The sequence below is a fragment of the Planctomycetota bacterium genome, assembly GCA_016207825.1.
Taxonomy (GTDB): Bacteria; Planctomycetota; MHYJ01; order JACQXL01; family JACQZI01; genus JACQZI01.
The window spans coordinates 12,191-37,124 of the sequence record JACQZI010000025.1; the positions used below are offsets into that span (position 1 = coordinate 12,191).

A 24,934-nucleotide genomic window follows, 5' to 3' on the forward strand; every position below is an offset into this window, starting at 1 on the left:
CTGCTTATCGCAGCTAATCGCCATAAACAGCCGGTTCCGGTGATGCCGTTCGGGCATTGCATTCCGGAGCAAATTTATTAGGAGTAAAATTATGAAACAAATTTGTACAGCCCCGATTCAAGGGATTAATAATGTTTCCGGCGAAAAAGGAGGAGGAAAATCAATGAAATATATCCTGCTGGCAATAATTGTAGTTTTATTGTTGTTTATCCTGTCCTATAAGGGCGACGATAAAACACCCGCCAGGATAATCTCAGAAAACGTAGAATATAAAAGCAATGGCGTGGTAATGGAAGGCTTCATTGCTTATGACGGGGCGGTTTCCGGTAAGCGGCCGGCAGTCATCATCGTCCATGAATGGGATGGGCTGGGTAATTACGTCAAAAGCCGGGCGGAACAGATTGCCCGATTGGGTTATGTGGCTTTCTGCGCGGATATTTACGGAAAAGGCGTAAGGGCAAGCTCGAGCGAAGAATCCGCAAAGTTAGCCGGCACTTACCGCGCCAACCCCAAACTTATGCGGGAAAGGATAACCGCCGCATTAGAAGAACTGAAAAATAATGAACTGGTGGATAAGGATAATATCGCAGCCATGGGGTATTGCTTCGGCGGAGGGACTGTTTTGGAGCTGGCAAGGACCGGGGCGGATATTAAGGGCGTTATCAGTTTCCACGGCAACCTCAATAACCTTGATCCGGCAACGACAAAACCAATCCAGGCGAAAATATTGGTTCTGCACGGCGCGGATGACAAATCAGTAACGCCGGAGGCGATGACGGCATTTGAAGATGAAATGCGCCATGCCAAAACCGACTGGCAAATTGTCATTTACGGCAACGCTGTGCACGGGTTTACCAATCCGGCACATGGCAATGACCCGGGAAAAGGCGCGGCTTATGAGGAGAAGGCCGACAAACGTTCATGGGAAGCCATGAAGAGCTTCCTTAAAGAAATATTTTCTCCGAATGATTTAAAGCACTGATTAAAAAACAACCATGTTATGGTAAAAACAACGCTGGTGAAAAAGACTGTCCCGAATGCTTTTACCGGAAATGGCAAGGCGCTGGTGAGCAAGGTAAATATCACCGGAAATCTCAGGCGGGATATCAGGAAAGCTGTCTCTTTAATCGGCGATCTGGCCCGTATAATCAAGCCTAACGATACGGTCCTTTTGAAGCCCAACTACGTATTTGATGCGCCGTATCCGGCTACCACATCCCCTGATTTCCTGCGCGCGGTTGTGGAAATAGTTAAGGAATACCATCCGTCAAGAATCCTGATAGGTGAGTCCTCGGCTTACTGGCAAAACACGCGCCGGAATATGGAGCGCCACGGCGCCTTTGATGTTGCCCGTGAAACCGGCGCGGAAATTTATATCTTTGATGATTACGACTGGGTTAGGATAGCGATTCCTAATGGAAAATACCAGAAATCCACCAAAATCCCCAGAATATTGGATGAGGTGAACTGCCTGATTTTCCTGCCGTGTTTGAAAACCCACCGGCTTGCCAGATACACCTGTTCCCTGAAACTTGCCTTTGGTTGCACCAAGAAATCCGAGCGGGTAGCACATTTTATTAACCTGGAACCCAAGGTTGCCGAGGTGGCATCGGTAATCTGGCCGGACCTGTGCATCGTGGACGCCCGGAAAATCTTCATTACCCATGGCCCGGGTGAAGGGGATGCCGCCGAGCCCGGATTGTTTCTTGCTTCCGGCGACCGGATTGCGATTGATGTCGAAGGAGTAAAAATAATCCAGTCTTATCCTGCCAAAAACAGGCTGGATATGGATGCCTGGGAGCTCCCGACCATAAGGCGTGCGATAGAACTTGGGCTGGGCGCCGAATCAGAAAAAGATTATATATTAAAATCTTCTGAGAAATTGGATTTCGTTGCCCAGCCCTAAAATATAAAAGGAGATATAATGGAAAGAACCGTAAAGTTTAAAGGACAGTCCGTAACCTTGGAGGGGACGGAATTGAAAATCGGCAGGCAGGCACCCGATTTTACCGTGGTTAACCAGGATATGAAAGAAGTCAGCCTGGCTGATTATAACGGTAAGATTAAGGTCATCACCACTTTCCCTTCCCTGGATACGCCGGTCTGCGATTTGCAGGTAAAGGAATTCAATAAAAGGGCGGCTAAGCTCTCCGATGACGTCATCGTCCTGGGCATAAGCATGGACCTGCCTTTTGCCCAGGCCAGGTTCTGCCAGGAAAATGAGATTAAGAATGCCGTGGTCGTATCCGATTACCGGTACGCCTCCTTCGGCAAGAATTACGGATTGCTTATCAAGGAACTCCGGCTCCTGGCGCGCTCCGTGATTATCCTGGATAAGGATAATGTAGCCCGGTATATCCAGATAGTGGATGATTTGGGCAAGCCGCCTGATTATGATGCGGCATTAACCAAGCTCTCTGAAATAAAACAGCCAGAAACACAGCCCAGCGTAACTTAATCGGTTCGCCGGGTAGTTTACAGGCTATTGGCCTGTCTTTGACAGGAGAAAGGATTAGGGTTTTATGTTACCAATTGGATTACTGATGAAAGAACACCGCTTGATCGAACAAATGTTCGGGGTCATTGAGAAAGAAACCGGCATATTCCGGCAGGAAAACAAGGCTAACCCCGTCTTTATTTCGCGGGCAATTGATTTTATCCGCAACTATGCCGACCTATGCCATCACGGCAAGGAAGAAGGCATCCTGTTCCGCGACCTGTCCCGGAAAAAACTGTCTCCCAAGCATACGCGCATCATGGACGAATTAATTGATGAGCATCGCCAGGCGCGGGCTAAGGTCCATGAATTAGTCCGGGCTAACGAGAAATACAGCACCGGCGCACCCGAAGCGTTGCCCCAAATCCTGAAGTGCATTGATTTCCTGGTTGATTTTTATCCTAAGCATATCGAAAAAGAGGACAAGCAGTTTTTCCCTCCCTGCATGGATTATTTCAGCCCAGCGGAAAAAAAGGCAATGCTGGCGGAAGAGCGGGAATTTGACCGCAGCATGGTGCACCGGATATACCAGGATAAAGCCGAGCAGCCGGCTGAACCGGATGTCGGGACATGGTATTTCAAAACTTGCCACCAGAAAGTATGATAAATGACCGGCGCGTTATGATTAAGTTTAACAACCGCTATGAAGCCGGCCGGATGTTGTTCAATAAAATCGCCGGACTAGACCTGACACTAAAGAAGCCGCTTATCCTGGGCATCCCGCGCGGCGGCGTGGCAATAGGCGCGGCATTGGCGCAGGGCTTGCAGGCGCCGTTGGACACCATCACCTTAAGAAAACTGCCCTTCCCGGATAATCCTGAAGCCGGATTTGGCGCGGTCACTCTTGACAAGGTCGTTATTCTCAACGAGAAATTAATAAATTATTACCGGCTGGATGAGCACACGATAAACCGGATTGTGGATGAGGTCTATAAAGAAGTGCTCAGGCGTAACCGCATATACCGGCAGAATAAGCCCTTTCCAAAATTAAACGGCCGCACAGTCATCATCACGGATGACGGGCTGGCCAGCGGTTTTACGATGTTAGCCGCCATCAGGTTTGCCCGCCAGCGGGATGCCGGTGAAATAATCGTCGCGGTTCCCGTGGCCCATCGCCAGGCATATGATATGATAAAGAAAGAAAGCGATAATCTCGCGGCTTTGCATGTCAGCGACCAACCCTATTTTGCCGTGGCTGGATTCTATGATGATTTTCCCGATATGACGGATAATGAGGTCATCTCTTATTTAACCGGTGAAAAACAAGGTAGTTTTGCTAAATAGTTGAGAATGCTGAAAGGAGGAAATGGTATGAAGATGAACCCGGTAGTCCATTTTGAGATGCCGGCCCAAGACCGGAAGCGGGCAGCGGATTTTTACACGAATGTCTTCGGCTGGGAGATGCGGCAATTAAGCCCGGATATGGGGCATTATATCCTGGCGATGACTACGGAATCCGATGAAAAAGGCCCAAAAGAGCCCGGCAGAATCAACGGTGGCTTTTTCCAGAAAACAAGCGATAACCCCGCACAGCATCCATCTATCGTCATCGCGGTGGATGATATCAAGCTTGCCATGGAAAAAGTGGTGGCGGAAGGCGGGAAGGTCTTGCGCGAGCCGATGGAAATACCCGGAGTCGGGAAGTACGCGCCGATTTTGGATACGGAAGGCAACCTGGCAAGCATGCTCCAGCCGTTGCAAATGTAACGGCAGGAAGGAATAAGTATTATGCGAAAAATCACCCCGTGTTTGTGGTTTGACAGCCAGGCCGAAGAGGCGGCGGATTTTTACACCTCTGTTTTCTCCGCTCTCGGCAGGAAGAAATCCAAGGTCTTAAACGTCATGCGCTACGGAGAGGCGGATGCGAAGGTTTCCGGAAAACCAAAGGGTTCGGTGATGACCGTTACATTCGCGCTCGATGGGCAGGAATTCATGGCGTTAAACGGCGGGCCGATATTCAAATTTACAGAAGCGATTTCGTTTATTATAAACTGCAAGACTCAGGATGAAATAGACGTGTTGTGGGAAAAGCTTTCCGAAGGCGGGGACGAAAAGGCGCAGCAATGCGGATGGCTTAAAGATAAATACGGCGTCTCGTGGCAGATTGTCCCGGCTATAATGGACAAGCTTATGCGGGACAAAAATCCCGCAAAAACGGAAAAAGTCATGGAAGCAATGCTTCCGATGAAGAAGCTCGATATTGAGAAATTAAAACAGGCATATAGGGAGGGATAAAATAATATGAGAAAACTTATCATCCTCACTTTCATAACACTTGACGGGGTCATGCAAGCCCCCGGCGGACCCGAGGAAGATACCTCCGGCGGTTTCAAATACGGCGGCTGGGTTGTTCCATATAGCGATGAATTCTTCGGCAAGGTCATGGAAGAGCAGATGAAGCAGCCTTTCAATTTGCTCCTGGGCAGAAGAACCTTCGAAATATTCGCATCTTACTGGCCGCAACATGCGAATGAATGGCCCGGCATAAACGAATCCGCCAAGTATGTGGTTTCAAATACTCTTACCAGGCATGATTGGAAAAATTCCATCTTTATAAAAGGCGACATTGTGAAGGAAATCAAAAAGCTTAAAATGCAGAACGGGCCCGACCTGCAAGTCTACGGCAGCGGCAAACTCGCCCAAACGCTCTTGCAGCATGATTTGGTTGACGAATTGTGGCTCAAGACATTTCCCATTACGCTGGGTTCAGGCAAGCGCCTTTTTACCGAGGGCACGGGTCCGGCTGCTTTCAAACTGACCGATAGCAAGGTTTCGCCAAAGGGTGTTATTGTCGCCAAATACGAGCGCGCAGGAAAAGCTAACCGAGGCCGAGCTTACCCGCCGCTAACGGCTTTCTAAAGGAATGAGGGAGGTTTTATGATGCTTGAAGCCAGGCATATCAGCGTGCCGATTAACCGGCCGGCTGAAGAGATCTATGAATTCGCATCGAATCCGATGAATCTGCCGAAATGGGCAACCGGGCTGGGAGATTCCATTAAGAACGAGTCCGGCGACTGGATAGCCGATTCATCCATGGGCAGAATCAAGATTAAATTTGCCGGGAAAAACAAGCTGGGCGTCTTGGACCACGTGGTGACCCTCCCCTCCGGTAAAGAGACCTATAATCCCATGCGCGTATTTTCCAATAACGGCGGGAGCGAGTTGACTTTTACGCTTTACCGCCAGCCGGATATGACGGATGAAATGTTTGATGATGACGCAAAGACGGTCAAAAGCGACATGGAAAGGCTGAAGGCATTGCTTGAAAATAGCCGGTTTCCCGTACGAACAGCGGGATATCCTGATGATATACGACCGGCGGAATAAAGAAATCTGCGCAAGATACTTGCGCAATGAAAGGAGAATTGTATAAAACTGTTAAGGGCCTTGTTATGGCTTGGCGGGGTATTGTGCCTTTTGGCATTCCCCATGATAGTGACCCCTTGGAATACAGTGGCAAAGATGCTGGCATGGTTTGGATTCCATAATATAGTCGTAGGCGGGTTGACCGTTTACGTCTACCGAATCATGTGTGCCGGCATCGGGCTTTTCGGGATATTCCTCATCATGCTTGCGTTAAATCTCACCCGCTATAAGCCCATGGTTAAACTTGCCGGGCTGGGATTTATCTTTGTCGGACTGATTGCCATTGCCACGGGTTTTTGGGTAAAGATGGCTCCGCCCTGGTATATTGCGGACGGCGGGTTTTCCGTATTATTCGGCCTGCTGATAACGGTTTTAGGCGGGCAATTGAAGCCGGAAGCTTCTCAGGCGTGCCTGCCCGTAAAGGGAGAAAAGCTTAGCCGATAATGTATCGCCACGGCGCAACTCTCCATAGGCATACAGGTATCGGGGTGGCCTACTGTAAGATATAATAAAAAAGAGGAGGAATAAAAATGAAGGGGAATTACGTTGACGGGTTCGTGCTATGCGTACCCAAAAAGAATCTCCGGGCTTATCGCGCCATGGCTTTGGAGGGGGCGAAAATCTGGCGCAAATACGGGGCGTTAGATTACAAGGAATGTGTCGGCGACGACTTATATCCGAAATGGGGGCTTCCCTTCCCCAAAATGGCTAAGACAAAACCCGGTGAGACGGTGGTTTTTTCCTATATTGTTTATAAATCACGCGCGCACCGCGATAGTGTCAACGCCAAGGTGATGAAAGAAATGGAGAACGAATACAAACATAAAGATATGACTATGCCATTTGATGTAAAGCGCATGGCTTACGGCGGTTTTAAGGTTATTGCAAGCTCTTAAGCGCCTGTGCGGATAAGAAGTTGACATGAAAAAGATATTTGCCGAGGGTTGCGGACATATAGGGCTTTTTACGGGCAATCCCGCCGGAGCGCTGAATTTCTATACGCGTAAGCTGGGATTCAGGGAAGAAAAGGAGGAGATGGTTGCCGCGGAAGTTATCCGGCGCGTTTTCGGGGTTGATTCGGCCTGCAAACTGGTTAAACTGTCATGGGAAAGCTTGTCCCTGGAAATATTTTACCCGATATCGAAAAGAATAGCAAAGAGGCGCGATTTGTCCGCCGGATACAACCACTGGGGTCTCCGGGTGTTTGACCGGGAGAAATTTTGCAATCGCCTCAAGCGTAAGAAGGTGCCCCTCATCAAAATCAGGAGGAATAACCACTCGATATATTTTATCAAAGACCCGGATGGCAACCGGATAGAAATCAAGGAATAATAATCAGGTGAATTGAAAGGAGCAGCGTGATGGGTAGATTGCGTATAATATCAAATTCTGATGAGCCTTTTGCGGACAGGGCTGACGCCGGCAGGGCGCTGGCAGAAGAACTGAAGAAATACAAAGGCAAAAATACCGTGGTGCTCGGTATTCCGCGCGGCGGGTTAATCATCGCCCGCGAAATGGCGCACGCGCTCGAGGCTGAGTTGGACATGGTGTTTTCCAGGAAAATAGGGTTGCAGGATAACCCGGAACTGGCAATCGGTTCTATCAGCGAAGACGGGAAATTATTCCTGAACAAAAATCTCATTGATGAAACGGATACGGAAAGTTCTTATATTAAATGGGAAAAAGAGCGCCAGTCGGCGGAAATAGCCCGGCGGGTGGCGCTGTATCGCAAAATCCTGCCGAAAGTGCCGTTGAAAGGGAAAACGGTAATCGTAACGGATGACGGCATCGCGACCGGCGCGACCATGCAGGCGTCTCTTTGGAGCGCCCGCCAGGAGCATCCCCAGAAACTGATTGCCGCTATCCCGGTCGGGCCGGAAGATACTTTAATCCGCTTGGCTGATGACGCGGATGAAATGATATGCCTGCGCGCCCCGTATCCTTTTATGGCGGTAGGGCGCTTTTATTTAAGTTTCGACCAGATTGATGACGCGGAGCTTATGGAAATCCTGAAAGAGGAATCGGAAAGGAAGGTGGTTAAATGAATCCCAAGACAATGGAAAAAAGCCAATTAGTGCGCATCCCGTCACAAGGGGCGGTTCTTGAAGGCGATTTGGATATCCCCTCCGGGGCCGGGCAGGTTATCTTATTTGCCCATGGAAGCGGGAGCAGCCGGTTCAGCCCCAGGAACCGGTTTGTCGCGCAGGAACTCCGCAAAGCGGGATTTGCCACACTGCTGGCCGACCTCTTAAGCCCGGAAGAAGAGCAAATAGATAGCCGGACCGCGCACCTGAGGTTTGATATCGGGTTTCTTGCCCGGCGCCTCATCAGCGTGACCGATTGGCTCAGGGAAAACGAAACGACCAGTAATTTTAAGATAGGCTATTTCGGCGCCAGCACCGGCGCGGCGGCTGCCCTGGTATCCGCCGTAAAACGCCGGGAAGCGGTCGGCGCGATTGTCTCTCGCGGGGGACGGCCTGACCTGGCCGAAGAAGCCCTTCCTCTGGTCAGGGCGCCGACCCTCCTTATCGTCGGCGGAAACGATTTTGAGGTAATAGAGATGAACCGGGCGGCATTAGATTTGCTGGAATCAAAAAAAGAACTCGTGATTGTCCCGGGCGCGACCCACCTTTTCGAAGAACCCGGCGCCCTGGAAGAAGTTGCCCGGCTCGCTTCCGGCTGGTTCACCCGTTATCTATCCAAAAAAAGGATAAATGAATGATTGTGATACGCACACCTCAAAGCATCTTTAAGGCCGGAGGCGCTATTGACAACGGCGCCTTTTCCGGCCGCTGGCATTTTTCCTTTGATGAATATTACGACCCTAAATATGTCCGTTTCGGCAATCTGCGCGTATTCAACGACGATACCCTTTCTCCGGGCGCGACCTGGCCACTCCATCATCACGCGGAAATAGAAGTCGTTACCTATTGCGCCGAAGGCGAATTCCTCCATGTGGATGAGCGCGGCAAGGGCGGCGTTCTGCAAAAGGGCTGGGTCCAGCATACCACGGTCGGGCAAGGCATGTCGCATTCAGAGGTTAATAACCGGCCGGATATTCCTCTGCGTTTTATCCAGATGTGGTTCATGCCGAAAGCCCGGAGATTGAAACCATCTGTCGAACAGAAAAAGGTTACTCAAGAAGAGCGGACAAATAAATTCCTGCCCCTCGTCTCCAATACTCATCCCGAAGCCCTGAAGATAGCCTCGGACGCTTCGGTTTATTCCGCCTTCCTCAAGGCAGGCAGATCCATAAAACATCCCATCAGTAAAAACAAAGGCGGTTATCTTTATCTCCTTGAAGGTGGAGCGATTAAGATTGCGAATCATAAGGTTAATCCGCTGGGCGCCGCGATGATTACCGGCGAAACAGGCATAAATATCAGCGCTGAATCTGATAGTGAACTTCTTTTGGTGGAGGTGACTCTTGATTAAATTTATCAGGACAGACGGCACGATGGCAAGCAGGCAATTTATCGGTTCCTGGTCAGTGGCAGTCCCGCCATTTGCCCTTAACCAATCCGAAGGCGAAAGGTTTTTGAGAGAGCATTATGGTGACAAGATAGGTGCGAGGTCGTTAAATGTTATAGGCAAGGTTTTTAACCACCCCAGCGTGCAACAGCGTTATTTCGCCTTTAGCGATCCTTCCTGTCTAATCAATGAAAATCCGGATGAGCGCATAGAGCGCTTTACCACGGAAGCGGTGAAACTTTCCTCGAAAGCCGCAATCGAAGCCATGGATAAGGTAGGAGTGGAAAAAGATGAAATAACCGGCGTGGTGGTAAATACCTGCACCGGCTATATTTGCCCCGGGTTATCCACTTACCTGGTAGAGGGATTAAAACTAAAGCGCACGGCACGCGTCTATGATTTAGTGGGAAGCGGCTGCGGCGGCGCCATTCCGAATTTACAGCTTTCCCAGGCGTTGTTAAAAGAAGGCAATGGGGATAAAATCCTGAGCGTCTCGGTAGAAATTTGCAGTGCCACTTTCCAGATGGCGGATAATCTGAGCCTGATTATTTCCAATGCCATTTTCGGGGACGGCGCCGCGGCGGCGGTCGTCTGGAACCAGCCGCGCGGGCTGGCGCTCTTGTCCTCGGTCTCACACCACGCGCCGGAATACCGTGACGACATCCGCTTTGTTTACCGGAATGGCAGGCTCCATAACCAGCTTTCTCTGCGCCTGCCCAAACTGGTTGGCAAAGCCGTGGGGCGGTTGGTTGCGGATTTGCTCCAACAAAACCGCCTGCAACGTGAAGATATCGCGCATTGGGTAATACATCCGGGAGGCGAAAATATTATTGCCGCTATCAAGAGCGAGTTGAACCTTTCCGAGGAACACCTCCAACCCACCAGGGATGTCCTGGCAAACTACGGCAATATGTCTTCGGCAACGGTCTGGTTCATACTTGACCGGGTGAAAGATAAGATTATGCCCGGTGAATATCTGGTAGTAATCGCCTTTGGCGCCGGATTTTCCTCTCATGCGTATCTTTTGCAATCTGGTTCTTAGGTGGTTCCTGACAAATGGAATGGGATCGTACAGTCTATCCTTAATCTAAACAACCGCTCGCCAGGTCTAATTATAAGACTAATAAAATACAGTACAAAATAATAATAATATAGAGGCCTACATACTCGACTTTCATATACTACGGACTCTATCCCCATAGTGTACAATTTAGACTTAGTGAAGTGTTTCTGATAAGCAAGGACTGTTTCATTTCATTGCTTGTCTCATTTAGATTAGTGAGACAGGGGTAAATCCATTATTCGCCGGTTTAGCCCTTTAATAAGTATTTAAAATGGAGTTTTGGTATTTGTGAGTGCGTATCATTAAGATTACTTAAATGAGACAATATGGATTTTGACTAAAAAGTAGATTTCCATATTTAACGACCTGATTTCCAAAGGGTTAAGTAAGTTAATAAAATTTTACCATTGGTTGGCACACTTTTTGCTTAATAGATAACTAACTATGTTATTACGAGATAAATTAATGAATGACGTATCGTTTATTATAATAAAGATAGGAGGAGAAGGAAATGATAATAAAAACCGATTCGGGGTAAATCCGGGAATGTTCCAACGGTATACAAATCAAAACCAAAAACATCTTTTAAGGAGATAATATGAAAAAAGAGGAAATCTCACCAAACCAGGTAACAAAGTTAATGCTTACACTTATTATGGTCATTGCCTTAACGGGCATGGGTATCTATATGCTTTACGGGCAAGACCAGGATCCGGATACAACGGCCGGTTCAAGCACCGAGGGGCAGGAGGAAGTTACGATTACGGCGGATGAACCGCTTTCTACAACAAACCCTGCGCTTATGACGCTTGACCAGTTGAAAGAACGGGCAATAAAGCGCTTTGAGGCAAAGCGCGCCCTGCCTGAGTTACGCAGGAAAGCCGCCGAAAGGCTTGCTCAAAATGGCACAAGCGGCGCAATGGGCATGCCCCAGCAGGGAATGCCGCCGATGCCCGGCGGGACGCCGAATTATTTCGGTCCAGAGCCCAACTGGGCATATAGCCCGCAACTTACTAAATTCGTAGATTCGCTTCCCGGCCTGGGATATGCCAACAGGAATAATCTCGGGCAATATATACCCGTAGCTGTCCCGGACAAGACGGCTTACGCGGGCTGTGATTATTACGAAATCGGTGTAACCGACCATTCTGAACAGATGCATTCTGAGTTAGGGATGACCAAGACCAGGGGATATTACCAGATAAACTCTGCCGACCCAAACGTTACGGCAAAGCATTATCTTGGGCCCTTAATTATAGCCAACCGCAATACTCCTATCCGCCTGAAATTCGTCAATAACGTGGCAACCGGCACCAATGGCGCCTTGTTTTTACCGGTTGATACCACGGTCATGGGCGCCGGTATGGGACCTCTGGGCGGAATGGAAATGTATCCGGAAAACCGTGCCGAGCTTCATCTCCATGGCATCTTTGCCCCGTGGATTAGCGATGGGACGCCTCATCAGTGGATTACCCCGGCGGGCGAACCTACTTCTTATCCAAAGGGCGTAAGTATGTTCAATGTTCCGGATATGCCTGACCCGGGCGCAGGCGCTTCAACATATTATTATCCTAACCAGCAGAGCGCCCGTTTTATGTTCTACCATGACCACTCATTCGGGATTACACGCCTTAATGTCTATGGCGGGGAAGCCGCGGGTTATATTTTGAGAGACCCGGTATTAGACGACCCCGATGCACCGGGAAGCATGCTTTCAAGGGGCGTTATTCCGGCAGACGAGCTTCCTTTAATCATCCAAGATAAGACCTTTGTGGATGCAACGACCATTACGGCTACAGACCCGACCTGGAACTGGGGTTCGACCCCAGGCATGCCTATGACCGGAGACCTCTGGTTCCCGCATGTATATATGCCTAACCAGAATCCTAATTCAGAAGACGGGATGAATGCAATGGGCAGATGGGATTATGGCCCTTGGTTTTGGCCGCCAACAACTGTGCAGTATACTACCCTGCCGCATCCATCCATGGCAATGGAAGCCTTTATGGATACGCCGGTGATTAATGGAACGGCATATCCTTATGTGGAACTCCAGCCCAAGGCATATCGTTTAAGGATATTAAATGCGTGCAATGACCGCTATGTAAATTTACAGTTATATTATGCGGATACAGGTGATGGCATAAGCGCGACCGCTACGGCAGCATTAGCCGGCACCCAAGTTAGCGCTATTAACGTAACTGACGGCGGTTCAGGCTATACTTCAGCCCCTACCGTATACATCTACGGCGGCGGCGGCTCTGGCGCGACAGCTACGGCAACCATAGCAGGCGGCGCGGTGACCGGCATTACGGTAAACACTCCCGGCACCGGCTATGCCTCTGCACCGACTATCCTGGTAGGAAGCGCCAAGGAAGTAAAAATGGTTCGTGCCGACGGGCTTGCTTATGATACGCCTTATGGCCCTTATACGGTTGAATATGACGGCCGATTTGGCGGCGTTCCCGACCCGAGACGAGCCGGTCCAAAGATGGTCCAGATAGGAAATGAAGGAGGGATTCTTCCTAACCCGGTAACACTCAATGCCCCGCCTGTTCCAATCGGCTATGACTTTGGATATAAAACAATGACACTTGGTAATGTCGAGTCGTATAATCTTTACATGGGACCGGCAGAACGTGCCGATGTTATCGTAGATTTTTCCGCGGTAACGCCCGGCGCTACTTTGATTCTCTATAATGATGCACCGGCTCCATTGCCTGCAGGCGACCCGCGGTTTGATTTCTACACAAACAATGAGGATACGACTGCCAACGGCGGCACGGCTCCGACACTGCCGGGTTTTGGCCCAAATATCCGGACTATGATGCAGATACGCATTACAGGGACCGCCTCGGCGCCATTTAACTTTACCGCGCTGGATACGGAAATTCCAACGGCTTATCTTGCGACACAGCCGGCGCCTTTGGTCCCGCAAGTGGATTATCCCGGCGCTTACAGCGCGACAGCAAATACGTATGCCCATATCCATGACGGTTCGATGACCTTTACCCCAACCGGGACAAGTTCACCCATTACAGTTGCATTCCAATCAAAGGCAATAGTTGAGGAATTTGAGCTCACCTATGGCCGTATGAATTCACAATTGGGAACGGAATGGTGGATTATCAATAACCAAGGACAGCAAACCAATGGTTTTGCCTATGTGGATCCGGTAACAGAAGTATTGCCAGAAGGTGAAATCCAGATATGGAAGATAGTCCATAACGGTGTGGATACCCATGCCATACACTGGCACCTTATTAACGTGCAGGTGCTTAACAGGACCGACTGGGCAGGCGTGATAAAACCGCCGGACCCGAACGAATTAGGCTGGAAAGAAACTGTTAAAATAAATCCTTTAGAAGATACTTTTGTTGCCGTGAAATCAGCCCGGCCTTCGGTTCCATTTGCAGTTCCGGATAGCGTCCGGCCTTTGGACCCGACAATGCCGATAGGGACGGTGATAGGGACAAATCCATGGGCGTATACAGATGCCCCGACCATAAACGAAGTAGTTAATTTTGGCTGGGAATACGTCTGGCACTGCCACCTTCTGGGACATGAAGAAATGGATATGATGAGACCGCTCTCCATGAAAGTTGCGGGTGGCGGACCGTTTGAGCCCGATGCCCCTATATCACTTACTGCCGTAGCCAACGGCCCCAATGAGGTGAGGCTTAATTGGGTGGATAACGCAACTAATGAGCTCATGTTTATCGTCCAGCGGAGCAACAACGGGATTCTTGCTTTTACCAATATAGGGAATGTCTTCGGGAATATAACCAGCTATACTGATTTAACAGCTGGACCGGGAACTACATACGCATATCGTGTTTACGCTTACAACAATGCAGGGCTTTCCCAGCCGTCAAATACGGTAGAGGTAACAACCCCCGGAGTGGTAACACCCGGAGCGCCGACCAGTGTAATCGCCATAGCCGGCAATTCCCAGGCAATTGTGGGTTTTGTTGCACCTGCACAAACCGGTGGATCTCCCATTACGTTATACACGGTAACCTCAAACCCGGGCGGCATAACAGCTACAGGAAATGCAAGCTCGATCATCGTAACCGGTTTGACCAACGGGACACCCTATAATTTTACGGTTACTGCAAGGAATGTCGCCGGGACAGGTCCGGCTTCAACGCCTTCCAATACCGTAATACCTGCCACAGTCCCCGGAGCGCCGACCAATGTAACTGCTATAGCCGGTGTCGGAAGGGCAACGGTTGTCTTTACACCGCCTGTGTCAGACGGTGGTGACCCGATTGTTTCCTATACGGTGACCTCGGTTCCCGGCAATATCGTAGCAACCGGGACAGCGAATCCTATAACCGTAAACGGGCTTAACGCAGGCACGGCTTACCAGTTCAACGTGAAAGCAACTAATACGGTTGGAACAGGTCCGGCGTCTACGCTTTCCAATAGTGTAACACCGACACAACCGACCGTTCCCGGAAGGCCTACCAATGTACGGGCAAGGGCAGGTAACGGCAGGGCAACCGTAACGTTTAATTGGCCTCAGAACGATGGCGGACGCAATATCACAGGGTTTAGGGCAACCGGTAGGCGCCGTAATGCCCAAGGCGGTTTAATCTTTGCAGGGGCGGTTACAACCGACGTAACAGCCACGGGACCGGACAGCCCCATAGAAGTAACGGGATTAGTTAACGGTTTTTACTATGATTTTGTCGTAGAGGCAATAAACGAAGTAGGGACAAGCGCGGCATCCGACCCTTCCCCGGTCGTCAGGCCTTTGGCATCCACAGCGCCGGATAAATCCAACAATAAAAAATGCGGTCTGCTTGGACCCGAGCCGTTTGTCTTGCTCGGACTGCTCATGCTTTTAAAGAAGAAAAGGAAAAACATAAGAAGTTAACATTTTGTTCTTAGACACTTTGCCCCCCGACGTTACGTCGGGGGGCCTTTCCAAAAGGGTTATCAGCAACCATAAAAATACATGAGGAAAAGGAATTATATGGGGAAAAGAATCTTAGCAATGACATGCGCATCAAGATAATTGTGCTATAACCGGAATATGATTAGTATTAAAGAGGAGATAGTATGAAAAAACTTGAGTTACTATTAAACACGATAACTAGATTTATGCTTGTATTTATCCTGGTTATTGCCGTAACCAGTTTGGGTATCTATCTGGTTTACGCGCAGGATGATGACCCGGATACAATATCCGGTTCAAGTTTCCAGGCGGATATAACACTTGACCAATTTAAAGAACGGGCATTAAAACGCTTTGAGGCAAAGCGCGCCCTGCCTGAAGCACGCAGGAAAGCCGCCGAAAGGCGCGCCCAAAATGGCACAAGCGGCGCAATGGGCATGCCCCAGCAAGGGATATCTCCGATGCCCGGCGGGACGCCGAATTATTTCGGTCCAGAGCCCAACTGGGCATATAGCCCGCAACTCACTAAATTCGTAGATTCACTGCCCGGCCTGGGATATGCCAACAGGAATAATCTCGGGCAATATATTCCGGTAGCTGTTCCTGACCAGACAACTTATTCGGGCGCTGATTATTACGAAATCGGAATAACCGACCATTCTGAACAGATGCACTCCGGTTTGTCACCGACTAAAACCAGGGGATATTACCAGATAAATTCTGCCGACCCGAACGTTACGGCAAAGCATTATCTTGGCCCTTTAATCATAGCCAAGCGCGATGTTCCTGTCCGCCTTAAATTCGTCAATAACGTGGCAACCAGCACCGCGGGCAGTTTATTTCTGCCGGTAGATACCACGGTCATGGGTGCCGGAATGGGGCCGATGGGCGGAATGGAAATGTATACGCAGAACCGCGCCGAACTCCATCTCCACGGAATCTTTGCCCCATGGATAAGCGACGGCACGCCGCACCAGTGGATTACACCGGCCGGTGAAGTTACCTCATATCCCAGAGGCGTAAGTATGTTCAATGTCCCGGATATGCCTGACCCGGGCAATGGCGCCCAGACATATTATTATCCTAACCAGCAGAGCGGACGTTTAATGTTTTATCACGACCACTCATTCGGCATTACACGGCTTAATGTCTATGCCGGAGAAGCATCCGGTTATATTATAAGAGACCCGGTATTGGACGATACTGATGCACCGGGAAGCATGGTTTCAAGAGGCGTTATTCCGGCTGACGAGATTCCGTTAATCATTCAGGATAAGACTTTCGTGGACGCGACCACGATTACCGCAACCGACCCGACCTGGAATTGGGGCGCGACACCTGGTAGTCCGATAACCGGCGATCTCTGGTTCCCGCACGTTTATATGCCGAACCAGGACCAGAATTCACCGACAGGAATGAATGACTTGGGCAGATGGGATTACGGGCCCTTGGTTTGGCCGCCCACGCCGGTACAGGATCCTGTTTTGCCTGATACATCCATGGTCATGGAAGCCTTTATGGATACGCCTGTAGTTAATGGCACTGCGTATCCTTATGTTACCCTTCAGCCCAAGGCATACCGCTTTAGGGTATTGAATGCCTGCAATGACCGTTTCCTGAATTTACAGTTATATTATTCTGATACTGGTAACGGCATAAGCGCTACAGCCACGGCAACAGTGGCAAGCGGCGCTGTGACCGGCATTAACGTTACTAACGGCGGTTCAGGTTATACCTCTGCTCCTACTATTTATATATACGGCGGCGGCGGAACAGGTGCAACCGCCAGTGCGACAATAGCCGGAGGCGCTGTAACGGGCATCACGGTAAACACTCCCGGCACAGGTTATGCCACTGCGCCGACTATTTTGGTGGGAAGCACCAAAGAAGTTAAAATGGTGCCGGCGGACGGCGCTACCTATAACGGGCCTTATGGTGCTTACACAGTCAAGAATGACGGAAGAGACGGAGGCGTGCCTGACCCGACCAGAGCCGGTCCTAAAATGGTCGTTATTGGGAATGAAGGAGGCATTCTGCCCAAACCGGTAACGCTCAATGCCCCGCCGAATCCCATAAGTTACGACCACGCTCCCAAGACAATGACGCTTGGTAATGTTGACGGGTACACGCTTTATTTAGGGCCCGCGGAACGTGCCGATGTTATCGTGGATTTTTCCGCGGTTCCGGCCGGTGCGGCTTTAATACTTTATAATGACGCGCCCGCGCCTCTTCCGGCGGGCGACCCTCGTTACGATTATTATACGGGCAATGGTGATGAAACCGCGACCGGCGGCTCAACACCGACAGTGCCTGAATTAGGCCCCAATACGCGGACAATCATGCAAATCCGTATAACCGGAACTGCCTCGGCGCCGTTTAATTTTACCGCGCTTGATACGGAGCTTCCAGCGGCATACCTGGTAACCCAGCCGGCTCCGCACGTTCCGCAACCGGATTATCCCGGAGTTTATAGCGCTACGGCAGAAACGTATGCTCACATAATGGATACTTCATTAACATTTATCCCAACCGGCGCCAGCGCGCCGATAACGGTTTCGCTCCAGTCCAAGGCAATTGGCGAAGATTTTGAAGAAGAGTACGGCCGCATGAATGCCCGTCTCGGAACCGATTGGTGGATTATTGTCGCCGACGGCGGGCAGGGGTTTGGGTTCGCTTACTTGGACCCGCCTACCGAAGTCTTGCCTGAAAATGAAGTGCAGATATGGAGGATTGCTCATTACGGAGTGGATACCCACGTTATCCATTGGCATTTGGTAAATGTGCAGGTAATAAACCGGGTTGACTGGGCAGGCGTGATAAAAGCGCCTGACCCTACGGAACTCGGCTGGAAGGAAACGGTTAAGGTTAATCCGCTCGAAGTGATTATTGTCGCCGTGAAATCTTCCAAACCCACTTTGCCTTTTGCCATTCCGGACAGCGTCCGGCCTCTGGACCCGACATCGCCTATTGGCGCGATAATCGGCACAAATCCCTGGCCATACACGGGAGTTCCAATAATAAATCAGATAGTTAACTTCGGCTGGGAATATGTTTGGCATTGCCATATTCTGGGGCATGAGGAAATGGATATGATGAGGCCTCTGGTCATGAAAGTTCCGGGCGGCGGACCGTTTGAGCCGAGCGCGCCGGTAATGCTTAATGCCGTTGCCAACGGTCCTAATGAGGTAGCGCTTAATTGGACGTATAATTCAAATAACGACCCTATGTGTATTTCTATTATTCAGCGGACCAATACCGGTCCGATGGCCTATACTACCGTTGGCAGGATTGCGGGAAGTGTAACCAGTTTTACAGATAATACGGTTGGTCCGGATACGACATACACATATTGCGTTTATGCTTACAATAACGGCGGGCTTTCCCTGCCTTCGAATACGGCAAGCGCGACAACAGGAGCTGTAACCACCCCAAGTGCGCCGACCGGCGTAATTGCTGCAAGCGGTAGCGGACAGGCCACCGTAAGTTTTGCCGCGCCCGCTCAAACAGGCGGCACTCCGATTTTGTTATACACGGTGACTTCAAATCCAAGCGGTATAACTGCAACCGGAATTTCAAGCCCCATTATCGTGACCGGTTTGACCAATGGTGCCTCGTATAATTTTACGGTTAAAGCAACGAACCTGCTTGGGACAGGTCAGGTTTCAGGTGTGTCCAATACCGTAACTATAGGAGCGGTTGCAACGGTTGCCGCCGATAGAAAAAGCAACAGCAAATGCGGCCTGCTTGGACCAGAGCCGTTTATTCTGCTCGGGTTGCTTATGCTTTTAAAGAGGAAAAAGAAAAATATAAGAGGTTAACCTTTCGTTCTCGGACCCGCCCCGGCATTATGCCGGGGCGGGTATATATCCAAAAGCGGGGGGAGTATGCTGCGGGTTATAATTATAACAGTCGTTATTATTCTTCTTGCAGGGGCATATCTATATGCTTTGCCGGCATGCCCGGAAGTATTTATTGCCAAGCAACCGGATGGAACAGAGTTTCAGGCGCGCGCCAAAGGCGATGAATACGCCAACTGGATAGAAACAAAGGAAGGCTATCCGGTAATCATTAACAAGCAAACCGGTTTCTGGGAATATGCCCAAGTAAAACCTTTGGTGGGATTATCTCCGGCCGGCAAGGTCGTCGGCAGGCATGCGCCGGATGGAATCAAGAAAATATCCGCGTCCGAAATCCTCCAAAGTCGCCTCTTTATGATGAGCGAGCGTTCCGGTTTATTGGGAGGATTTACCACGAGCGGTTCATCTGCCGAACCTTCTCCCGCGCCGGAAGCCCCACAGCCTGCGCCGCTTAATATCTTAGGCACGCGTAAACTCGCGGTAATCCTGGTTAGTTTTGCGAACAGGCCTTTAGTGACTACCGAATCAAACTGGGAAAGCCGCCTTTTTGGCGCAACCAACAGCGTAAAAGAATACTTCAACGAGGTTTCTTACGGGCAACTGCTTATTGCACCGGCTGAGGAGACCGGCGGCATCGTTAATGATGGGGTAATTTCGGTCACCTTAACCACCAACCATCCGAATACGGGCGGTGTTTTCGGGGCGGCTAACCAGCAGCTTGCAAAAGATGCAATTATCGCCGCTGACCCTTATGTCGATTTTGCTTTGTTTGACAGCGACACCAATGGGATAATTACCAGCAATGAACTGCATATCGTGGTTATTGCTGCTGGTTTTGAATATTCATACATCGTGCATGGCGTGCCGGCACTTTGGGCACATAAGTGGGCTATTGACGGCAACACCTCGCCTCCGGTTTCCGCTCCGATAGTTGATGGCAAAACCGTGGGCGGGCTTCCGGGTGGTTATATCCAATTAGGTGAATTGCATAACGACCACCAGGCAACTGTCGGCGTTCTAATCCATGAACTCAGCCATGATTTGGGCAATGCTACTGTTTCATACGGATTGGTAGACCTTTACGATACGGATGGAACTTCGAATGGTGCCGGGAATTGGGATACTATGTCTTATGGCGCCTGGAATAAGACAAATTACAACGGTGATACACCGGCTCATTTCAGCGCCTGGTGCAAATGGTATCTCGGCTGGATTGTCCCGACACAGGTTTCGGCTCCGACCGGAGCAGTCGCTTTCCCGCGGGTAGAAACCGCCATAGGAGCGGACAGGGGCGTCAAACAACTCTTCACGAATCCGGATGGCCCGGAAATAGGCGGAACAGGGGAATATTTCCTACTGGAAAACAGGCAGAAAACCGGTTATGATTCGGCGCTTCCGGGTGAAGGGCTTCTTATCTGGCATATTGATGAGACACAGGTTGATAATGACAATGCAGCGCGCAAGCTGGTGGATTTGGAAGAGGCAGACGGCTTGAATAATCTGGATAATAAAATTAATAAAGGCGACGCAGGCGACCCCTACCCGGGTTCGTCAGTTAAGCGGATATTAGATAACGCCTCCAACCCGAACAGCAAGTTTTACAGCGGATTGCAAAGCGCTTTAGCCGTTGCCAATATCAGCGATTCCGGCGCGGAGATGAGCGCGGATATCATAAGCACCTCTGACCTTCCGCCGGTTCTAAGCGCGCCGGGAGATTGGGGGATAGATGTGGTCCAGCCATTATCTTTTACGCTTTCTGCCTCTGACCCGGAAGGCGACCCGATAGCATATTCAATTGTTTCAACTCCGGCAGGCGCGACACTGGATGCGGTTACCGGCGTTTTTAACTGGGTTCCGGGCTATAGCCAGGAAGGTGTTTATGATATTACTTTTACGGCAACGGCAAATGTTTTGTCCGACTCCAAAACCGTGAGGATTACTGTATCACAGGTTGTTCCGCCCGCACCGGCAGGGCTTTCTGCGCACATAGTTTCCAGTATTAGTTCAAACCTTGCTTGGACGGACAATGCATCCAACGAAACCGGGTTTAAGATTGAACGCAGTTACGATAATATTACCTTTACCCAGATTGCGACTGTCGGTGTTGACGCAAGTTCTTACCTCGATAACGAAGTTTCTTCGCAAGGTGCCTGCTATTACCGTATCCGCGCCTATAATGCCGTTGGTGATTCTGCTTATTCCAATACCGCGTTACTCCAGGCAACGCCGGTTTCATACATATCAAAAAGCGACAACAAAAATAATTCCAAATGCGGATGTCTGGGGCCTGAGGCGCTGATTCTTTTCTTGTTGGTCAGGCTAATCAGGAAAAGGAAAAGCAAGGTATGATTAACTCAGACGATTGTTGGGCAACAACAACGAATCAACTAATATCGTATTGTCAACAGAGAAGGTTTAGTGTACAACAAGGTGGAGTGAGGGCCGTAGGGGTGGATTATGGGATGCAGGGGTAATAGGTATGGGATACACGGGTTAGCGGTATGGGATACACGGGTCAGTGGCATGGGATACACGGGTGAGTGGTATGGCATCCGGGGGTGAGTGGTATGTAATATACGGGTAAGTAGCATGATATCCGGGGGTAGGCAGTATGGGATCCACGGGGGTGAGGGGGTATATCCACGGGGCAGGAGGGGGGAATCCACGGGGGTGGGGGGTGGCAGGCAGATATATATAGGAGGGGATTCTCTTCCCTCTTTTTGTACAGTTAATCTTCTTTAGATCCCGTCCTTGGTTTTGTATAAACTGTTTCATTTGGGTGGTTGTATCATTTTTATTAATGAGACAGACATAAATACGTTTTTGTTAATTCTATATCTCATAATACGTTATAAATAGCTATCTTGATGTTTATAGGTGTTTCATTAATCGCCTTAAATGAGACAATATAGAGGTTTTAAACGATAGCGAATTGTTTGCTTAAACACATGATTTTAAATGGGTTAGATTAGTTAACAGTATTTTAACAACCGTTGGCACGATATTTGCTTATATAAATAGTAACAGTTGTCGTATGTAAAAATAGGAGAAGAGCAAATGGGGAAAAAAGCCAGAGAGATTGTAGGGATTGACTTGAATGATTTGGTCAAGGATTTAAACCGGGCTTATTGTGATGAGTGGTTGGCATATTATGCCTGGTGGTATATGGCGCAGTCGGTTGAGGGTAAAGGGTATGAGGATATGGCTGAATTCCTGAATAAAATTGCCAAAGACGAGTTGGAGCATGCCCAAGAATTAGCGGAAAGGATTATTGAACTCGGCGGACTCCCGACCAATAAATTAAGCGCCATCGAATCCAACGCAAATAATCCATATCCCGGCGTTATGGAAAACCTGGGTGATTATGATGAGATAATAAAATTAGTTACGGATGCCGAAGCAGGCGCGATTGAAGTTTATAATAAAATAGCCGGCAAAACCTTTGGCAAAGATCACGATACCTATCAATTAGTAACCCATATTATGGGAGAAGAGATAGGGCATGAAGAGATGTTTGAAAACTTAAAAGAACGATAATGATGACAACCGTGATTAATCAAAATATAAAAGAAGCCTTGAGGCTTGCCCGGGAACTGGTTATCCTGGCAGATAAAGGCGAAGCCGCGAGCAAGGATGATGGATGCAGGGTGCTTTACAGTATTATCCGCGACTGCGCTTATAGTATCCGTGTCCACGTAGAACGCGAACGTGAGGAGCATAGGAAAAAGGGCCTCTGGCTGATTTCAGACGGTCCGGATAATAACGGGGAAGATAATTCCAATAAGAATTAAAAATGATAAAGGAGAGGGGAAATGTTAAACGCCGCTTGTTCAGCAGAGCCTGAAACGGAAACCGGTGACCAACCGATATCATGGGAGGACATGGTCCGTTATACCCTGAATGACCAGGGCGGTGAACTTCGTTTCGTTGATTTCGAGGTCCTTCCCCCGCTTAAACAAACTCAATTCGGAAGCTTTCTTCTAAAATATTTTCCCGGCCGCGCTCTTAAAGAAGTGCGCCGGGAAGATATTCCTTCCGGTTATAATACAGATAGGAACAGCCGGTATGGCTCGTTCGGGGTTTTTGATGCCATTATAAATCTTAAAAAACTATTATGTTGTTAAATCTGCCAGAAGCAGAGCAAAGGAGGTGGAGTAAAATGGAACTGGATATCTTGCAGTTGACGCCGGATACTGTGGTTTATGTTGATGAAAAACGGTCGAAGCTCATCATTGAAATCGATATGCCGAAAACGAGGGATGAACTGCCTGAAAAATTGGAAAATATAAACTTCAAATAGGAAAGAGGGGAAAAGGGGGTATGTTTAATTGAAGGAAAAAGGAGGGGAAAATATGGAGTTGATACCAGTAAGAAACACCAGCCTAACTCCAATCGTAAGGGATATGGACAGGCTTTGGCAGAATTTCTTCAACAGCAGCTGGAATATGGTGCCGATGGAACCGACCAACGGTGGGTGGCTGCCGGTAATGGACGTTGAAGAATTGGATAATGAGATAAAGGTTACCACCGAACTGCCCGGCGTGGATTCAAAAAACGTCCAGGTAACGGTTTCCGGCGATCTGATTACCATCAAGGGCGAAAAGAAAGAGGAAACCGAGCAGAAAAAGAAGAACTATTACCGTTCAGAAAGATGCTACGGCTCTTTCCAGCGGACGGTCCGGGCACCGGCTGATATTGACGCCAATAAATGCTCAGCCGAATTCAAAAACGGCGTGATGACCGTGACGTGCCCCAAGGCTGAAAAAAGCAAAACCAAACAGGTTGAGGTTAAGGTGAAATGAAAGCAAATAACCCCCTTTCCTCTTTTCTTTTTAACTAAGGGAAGGAAATTATGATTACACAACTAAAAATGCTCTTTGAACAAGAAGCGACCCTGGTAACCCTGCGGGATGAACTTTACGGAGGCAGCTGGGCGAGGATGATAAAGGATTTGCGGAACCGCATGGAAGAAAAGCCTTATATTTTCAAGCTGGTTAACCGCATCCAAGCGGATTTAAGGCTTATAGAAAAGATGCGCCAGGATGAATGCAAGCGTAAAATGCCAAAGGCATCATAGGGCATGCAAAGCGGGGTTAAGGCAGAGAGGAGCGATGGAACATGACGGAAAGATACCTTTTAAGGAAAGAACAGCTTTTGTTAACATTGCGCGATAATATTTACGGCGGCAGTTGGGAAAACATGATAATGGATTTGACGTGCCGGATAGGCGAAGGCCCGGATAATGATAAACTGGTCGAGCGCATGCAGTCTGATTTGCAACTTATAGAAGAACTCCGCCAAATGGAACGTGAAAATAGAATATTAAAAACATCATCGAAAAGTGGACTAGCAGGTTAGAAAGGAAGGAATGTATGAAGCTAAGCGAACGGATCCAATCGGCAGACTGGAAAACCGAGAAACACGTGCCGGCAATCGAATGCCCGGATGAGGTAAAGGCAGGCGAGCTGTTTGAGGTGAAAGCCGGCCTTGGCAAGGAGATTCCGCATCCGAATACTACGGAACACCATATCAGGTGGATTGAGCTGTTTTTCCATCCGGATGGTGAAAAATTTACCTACCAGGTAGGCCGTTATGAATTCAGCGCGCATGGCGAATCTGTTGACGGCGCAAATAAGGGACCGGTTTATACACACCATATGGTTACAAGCTCTCTAAAGATTAGTAAACCTGGCACCCTTTATGCCCTGGCACTGTGCAATATCCATGGGTTGTGGCAATCCGAAAAGGAAATCAAAACCGCTTAAATGAAAGGGAAA

Annotated in this window: 27 protein-coding genes; all 27 read left to right on the forward strand. The window is 49.2% G+C overall.

Going from position 1 to position 24,934, the window contains the following annotated elements; all coding sequences use genetic code 11:
• The first annotated feature begins 163 nt into the window (after window positions 1–163).
• The 27 genes from HY811_09275 to HY811_09405 all read left to right on the forward strand — a co-directional run bounded on the left by HY811_09275 (window position 164) and on the right by HY811_09405 (window position 24,922).
• A complete protein-coding gene (locus HY811_09275) occupies window positions 164–982 on the forward strand; it encodes a dienelactone hydrolase family protein (GenBank protein ID MBI4834990.1) in 819 nt (272 codons plus the stop codon).
• 18 nt (window positions 983–1,000) lie between these two features.
• Entirely contained in the window at window positions 1,001–1,906 is a 906-nt protein-coding gene (locus tag HY811_09280) for a DUF362 domain-containing protein (protein ID MBI4834991.1), read from the forward strand.
• Window positions 1,907–1,924: 18 nt separating this feature from the next.
• The gene (gene tpx, locus HY811_09285; protein MBI4834992.1) at window positions 1,925–2,458 is read left to right on the forward strand and encodes a thiol peroxidase; all 534 of its coding nucleotides are present in this window, start codon (window positions 1,925–1,927) and stop codon (window positions 2,456–2,458) included.
• A gap of 64 nt (window positions 2,459–2,522) precedes the next feature.
• A complete protein-coding gene (locus HY811_09290; GenBank protein MBI4834993.1) occupies window positions 2,523–3,101 on the forward strand; it encodes a hemerythrin domain-containing protein in 579 nt (192 codons plus the stop codon).
• A 17-nt stretch (window positions 3,102–3,118) separates the two neighbouring features.
• Complete coding sequence (locus HY811_09295) at window positions 3,119–3,781, forward strand: phosphoribosyltransferase (GenBank protein ID MBI4834994.1); 663 nt, start codon at window positions 3,119–3,121, stop codon at window positions 3,779–3,781.
• 33 nt (window positions 3,782–3,814) lie between these two features.
• The gene (locus HY811_09300; protein ID MBI4834995.1) at window positions 3,815–4,204 is read left to right on the forward strand and encodes a VOC family protein; all 390 of its coding nucleotides are present in this window, start codon (window positions 3,815–3,817) and stop codon (window positions 4,202–4,204) included.
• Window positions 4,205–4,216: 12 nt separating this feature from the next.
• Window positions 4,217–4,732 (forward strand): VOC family protein, encoded by a 516-nt coding sequence (locus HY811_09305; protein ID MBI4834996.1) that lies wholly within the window; start codon window positions 4,217–4,219, stop codon window positions 4,730–4,732.
• Between the two features lie 6 nt (window positions 4,733–4,738).
• Window positions 4,739–5,356, forward strand: a complete 618-nt coding sequence (locus HY811_09310; protein ID MBI4834997.1) for a dihydrofolate reductase family protein — start codon at window positions 4,739–4,741, stop codon at window positions 5,354–5,356.
• Between the two features lie 21 nt (window positions 5,357–5,377).
• Complete coding sequence (locus HY811_09315) at window positions 5,378–5,824, forward strand: SRPBCC family protein (GenBank protein MBI4834998.1); 447 nt, start codon at window positions 5,378–5,380, stop codon at window positions 5,822–5,824.
• Between the two features lie 102 nt (window positions 5,825–5,926).
• Window positions 5,927–6,307 carry a hypothetical protein gene (locus HY811_09320; GenBank protein ID MBI4834999.1) on the forward strand — a complete coding sequence of 127 codons (381 nt, stop codon included), beginning with the start codon at window positions 5,927–5,929 and terminating at the stop codon, window positions 6,305–6,307.
• A gap of 86 nt (window positions 6,308–6,393) precedes the next feature.
• Window positions 6,394–6,759 (forward strand): DUF1428 domain-containing protein, encoded by a 366-nt coding sequence (locus HY811_09325; protein ID MBI4835000.1) that lies wholly within the window; start codon window positions 6,394–6,396, stop codon window positions 6,757–6,759.
• A 25-nt stretch (window positions 6,760–6,784) separates the two neighbouring features.
• Window positions 6,785–7,195: a VOC family protein gene (locus tag HY811_09330; protein ID MBI4835001.1), complete on the forward strand. Its 411-nt coding sequence runs from the start codon at window positions 6,785–6,787 to the stop codon at window positions 7,193–7,195.
• Between the two features lie 29 nt (window positions 7,196–7,224).
• Window positions 7,225–7,908 carry a phosphoribosyltransferase gene (locus HY811_09335; protein ID MBI4835002.1) on the forward strand — a complete coding sequence of 228 codons (684 nt, stop codon included), beginning with the start codon at window positions 7,225–7,227 and terminating at the stop codon, window positions 7,906–7,908.
• Window positions 7,905–8,585 (forward strand): dienelactone hydrolase family protein, encoded by a 681-nt coding sequence (locus HY811_09340; protein MBI4835003.1) that lies wholly within the window; start codon window positions 7,905–7,907, stop codon window positions 8,583–8,585. The genes HY811_09335 and HY811_09340 overlap by 4 nt, the downstream gene beginning before the upstream one ends.
• Entirely contained in the window at window positions 8,582–9,298 is a 717-nt protein-coding gene (locus tag HY811_09345; protein MBI4835004.1) for a pirin family protein, read from the forward strand. The genes HY811_09340 and HY811_09345 overlap by 4 nt, the downstream gene beginning before the upstream one ends.
• Before the next feature lie 22 nt (window positions 9,299–9,320).
• On the forward strand, window positions 9,321–10,376 hold the full coding sequence (locus tag HY811_09350; protein ID MBI4835005.1) for a type III polyketide synthase: 1,056 nt from the start codon (window positions 9,321–9,323) through the stop codon (window positions 10,374–10,376).
• Between the two features lie 619 nt (window positions 10,377–10,995).
• Complete coding sequence (locus HY811_09355) at window positions 10,996–15,279, forward strand: fibronectin type III domain-containing protein (protein MBI4835006.1); 4,284 nt, start codon at window positions 10,996–10,998, stop codon at window positions 15,277–15,279.
• A 185-nt stretch (window positions 15,280–15,464) separates the two neighbouring features.
• Window positions 15,465–19,118, forward strand: a complete 3,654-nt coding sequence (locus HY811_09360; protein ID MBI4835007.1) for a multicopper oxidase domain-containing protein — start codon at window positions 15,465–15,467, stop codon at window positions 19,116–19,118.
• A gap of 66 nt (window positions 19,119–19,184) precedes the next feature.
• Window positions 19,185–21,506: a M6 family metalloprotease domain-containing protein gene (locus HY811_09365; GenBank protein MBI4835008.1), complete on the forward strand. Its 2,322-nt coding sequence runs from the start codon at window positions 19,185–19,187 to the stop codon at window positions 21,504–21,506.
• Window positions 21,507–22,214: 708 nt separating this feature from the next.
• Window positions 22,215–22,694 (forward strand): bacterioferritin, encoded by a 480-nt coding sequence (locus tag HY811_09370; protein MBI4835009.1) that lies wholly within the window; start codon window positions 22,215–22,217, stop codon window positions 22,692–22,694.
• Window positions 22,694–22,948 (forward strand): hypothetical protein, encoded by a 255-nt coding sequence (locus tag HY811_09375; protein ID MBI4835010.1) that lies wholly within the window; start codon window positions 22,694–22,696, stop codon window positions 22,946–22,948. Before HY811_09370 ends, HY811_09375 begins: the two co-directional genes overlap by 1 nt.
• Window positions 22,949–22,969: 21 nt before the next feature.
• Window positions 22,970–23,281: a hypothetical protein gene (locus HY811_09380; protein ID MBI4835011.1), complete on the forward strand. Its 312-nt coding sequence runs from the start codon at window positions 22,970–22,972 to the stop codon at window positions 23,279–23,281.
• 35 nt (window positions 23,282–23,316) lie between these two features.
• On the forward strand, window positions 23,317–23,457 hold the full coding sequence (locus HY811_09385; protein MBI4835012.1) for a hypothetical protein: 141 nt from the start codon (window positions 23,317–23,319) through the stop codon (window positions 23,455–23,457).
• A 52-nt stretch (window positions 23,458–23,509) separates the two neighbouring features.
• A complete protein-coding gene (locus HY811_09390) occupies window positions 23,510–23,959 on the forward strand; it encodes an Hsp20/alpha crystallin family protein (GenBank protein MBI4835013.1) in 450 nt (149 codons plus the stop codon).
• Between the two features lie 50 nt (window positions 23,960–24,009).
• Window positions 24,010–24,234 carry a hypothetical protein gene (locus tag HY811_09395; protein ID MBI4835014.1) on the forward strand — a complete coding sequence of 75 codons (225 nt, stop codon included), beginning with the start codon at window positions 24,010–24,012 and terminating at the stop codon, window positions 24,232–24,234.
• A 41-nt stretch (window positions 24,235–24,275) separates the two neighbouring features.
• Window positions 24,276–24,515: a hypothetical protein gene (locus HY811_09400; GenBank protein ID MBI4835015.1), complete on the forward strand. Its 240-nt coding sequence runs from the start codon at window positions 24,276–24,278 to the stop codon at window positions 24,513–24,515.
• Between the two features lie 14 nt (window positions 24,516–24,529).
• Window positions 24,530–24,922, forward strand: coding sequence for a class II SORL domain-containing protein (locus tag HY811_09405; protein ID MBI4835016.1), 393 nt, complete (start codon window positions 24,530–24,532; stop codon window positions 24,920–24,922).
• The last annotated feature ends 12 nt before the right edge of the window (window positions 24,923–24,934 follow it).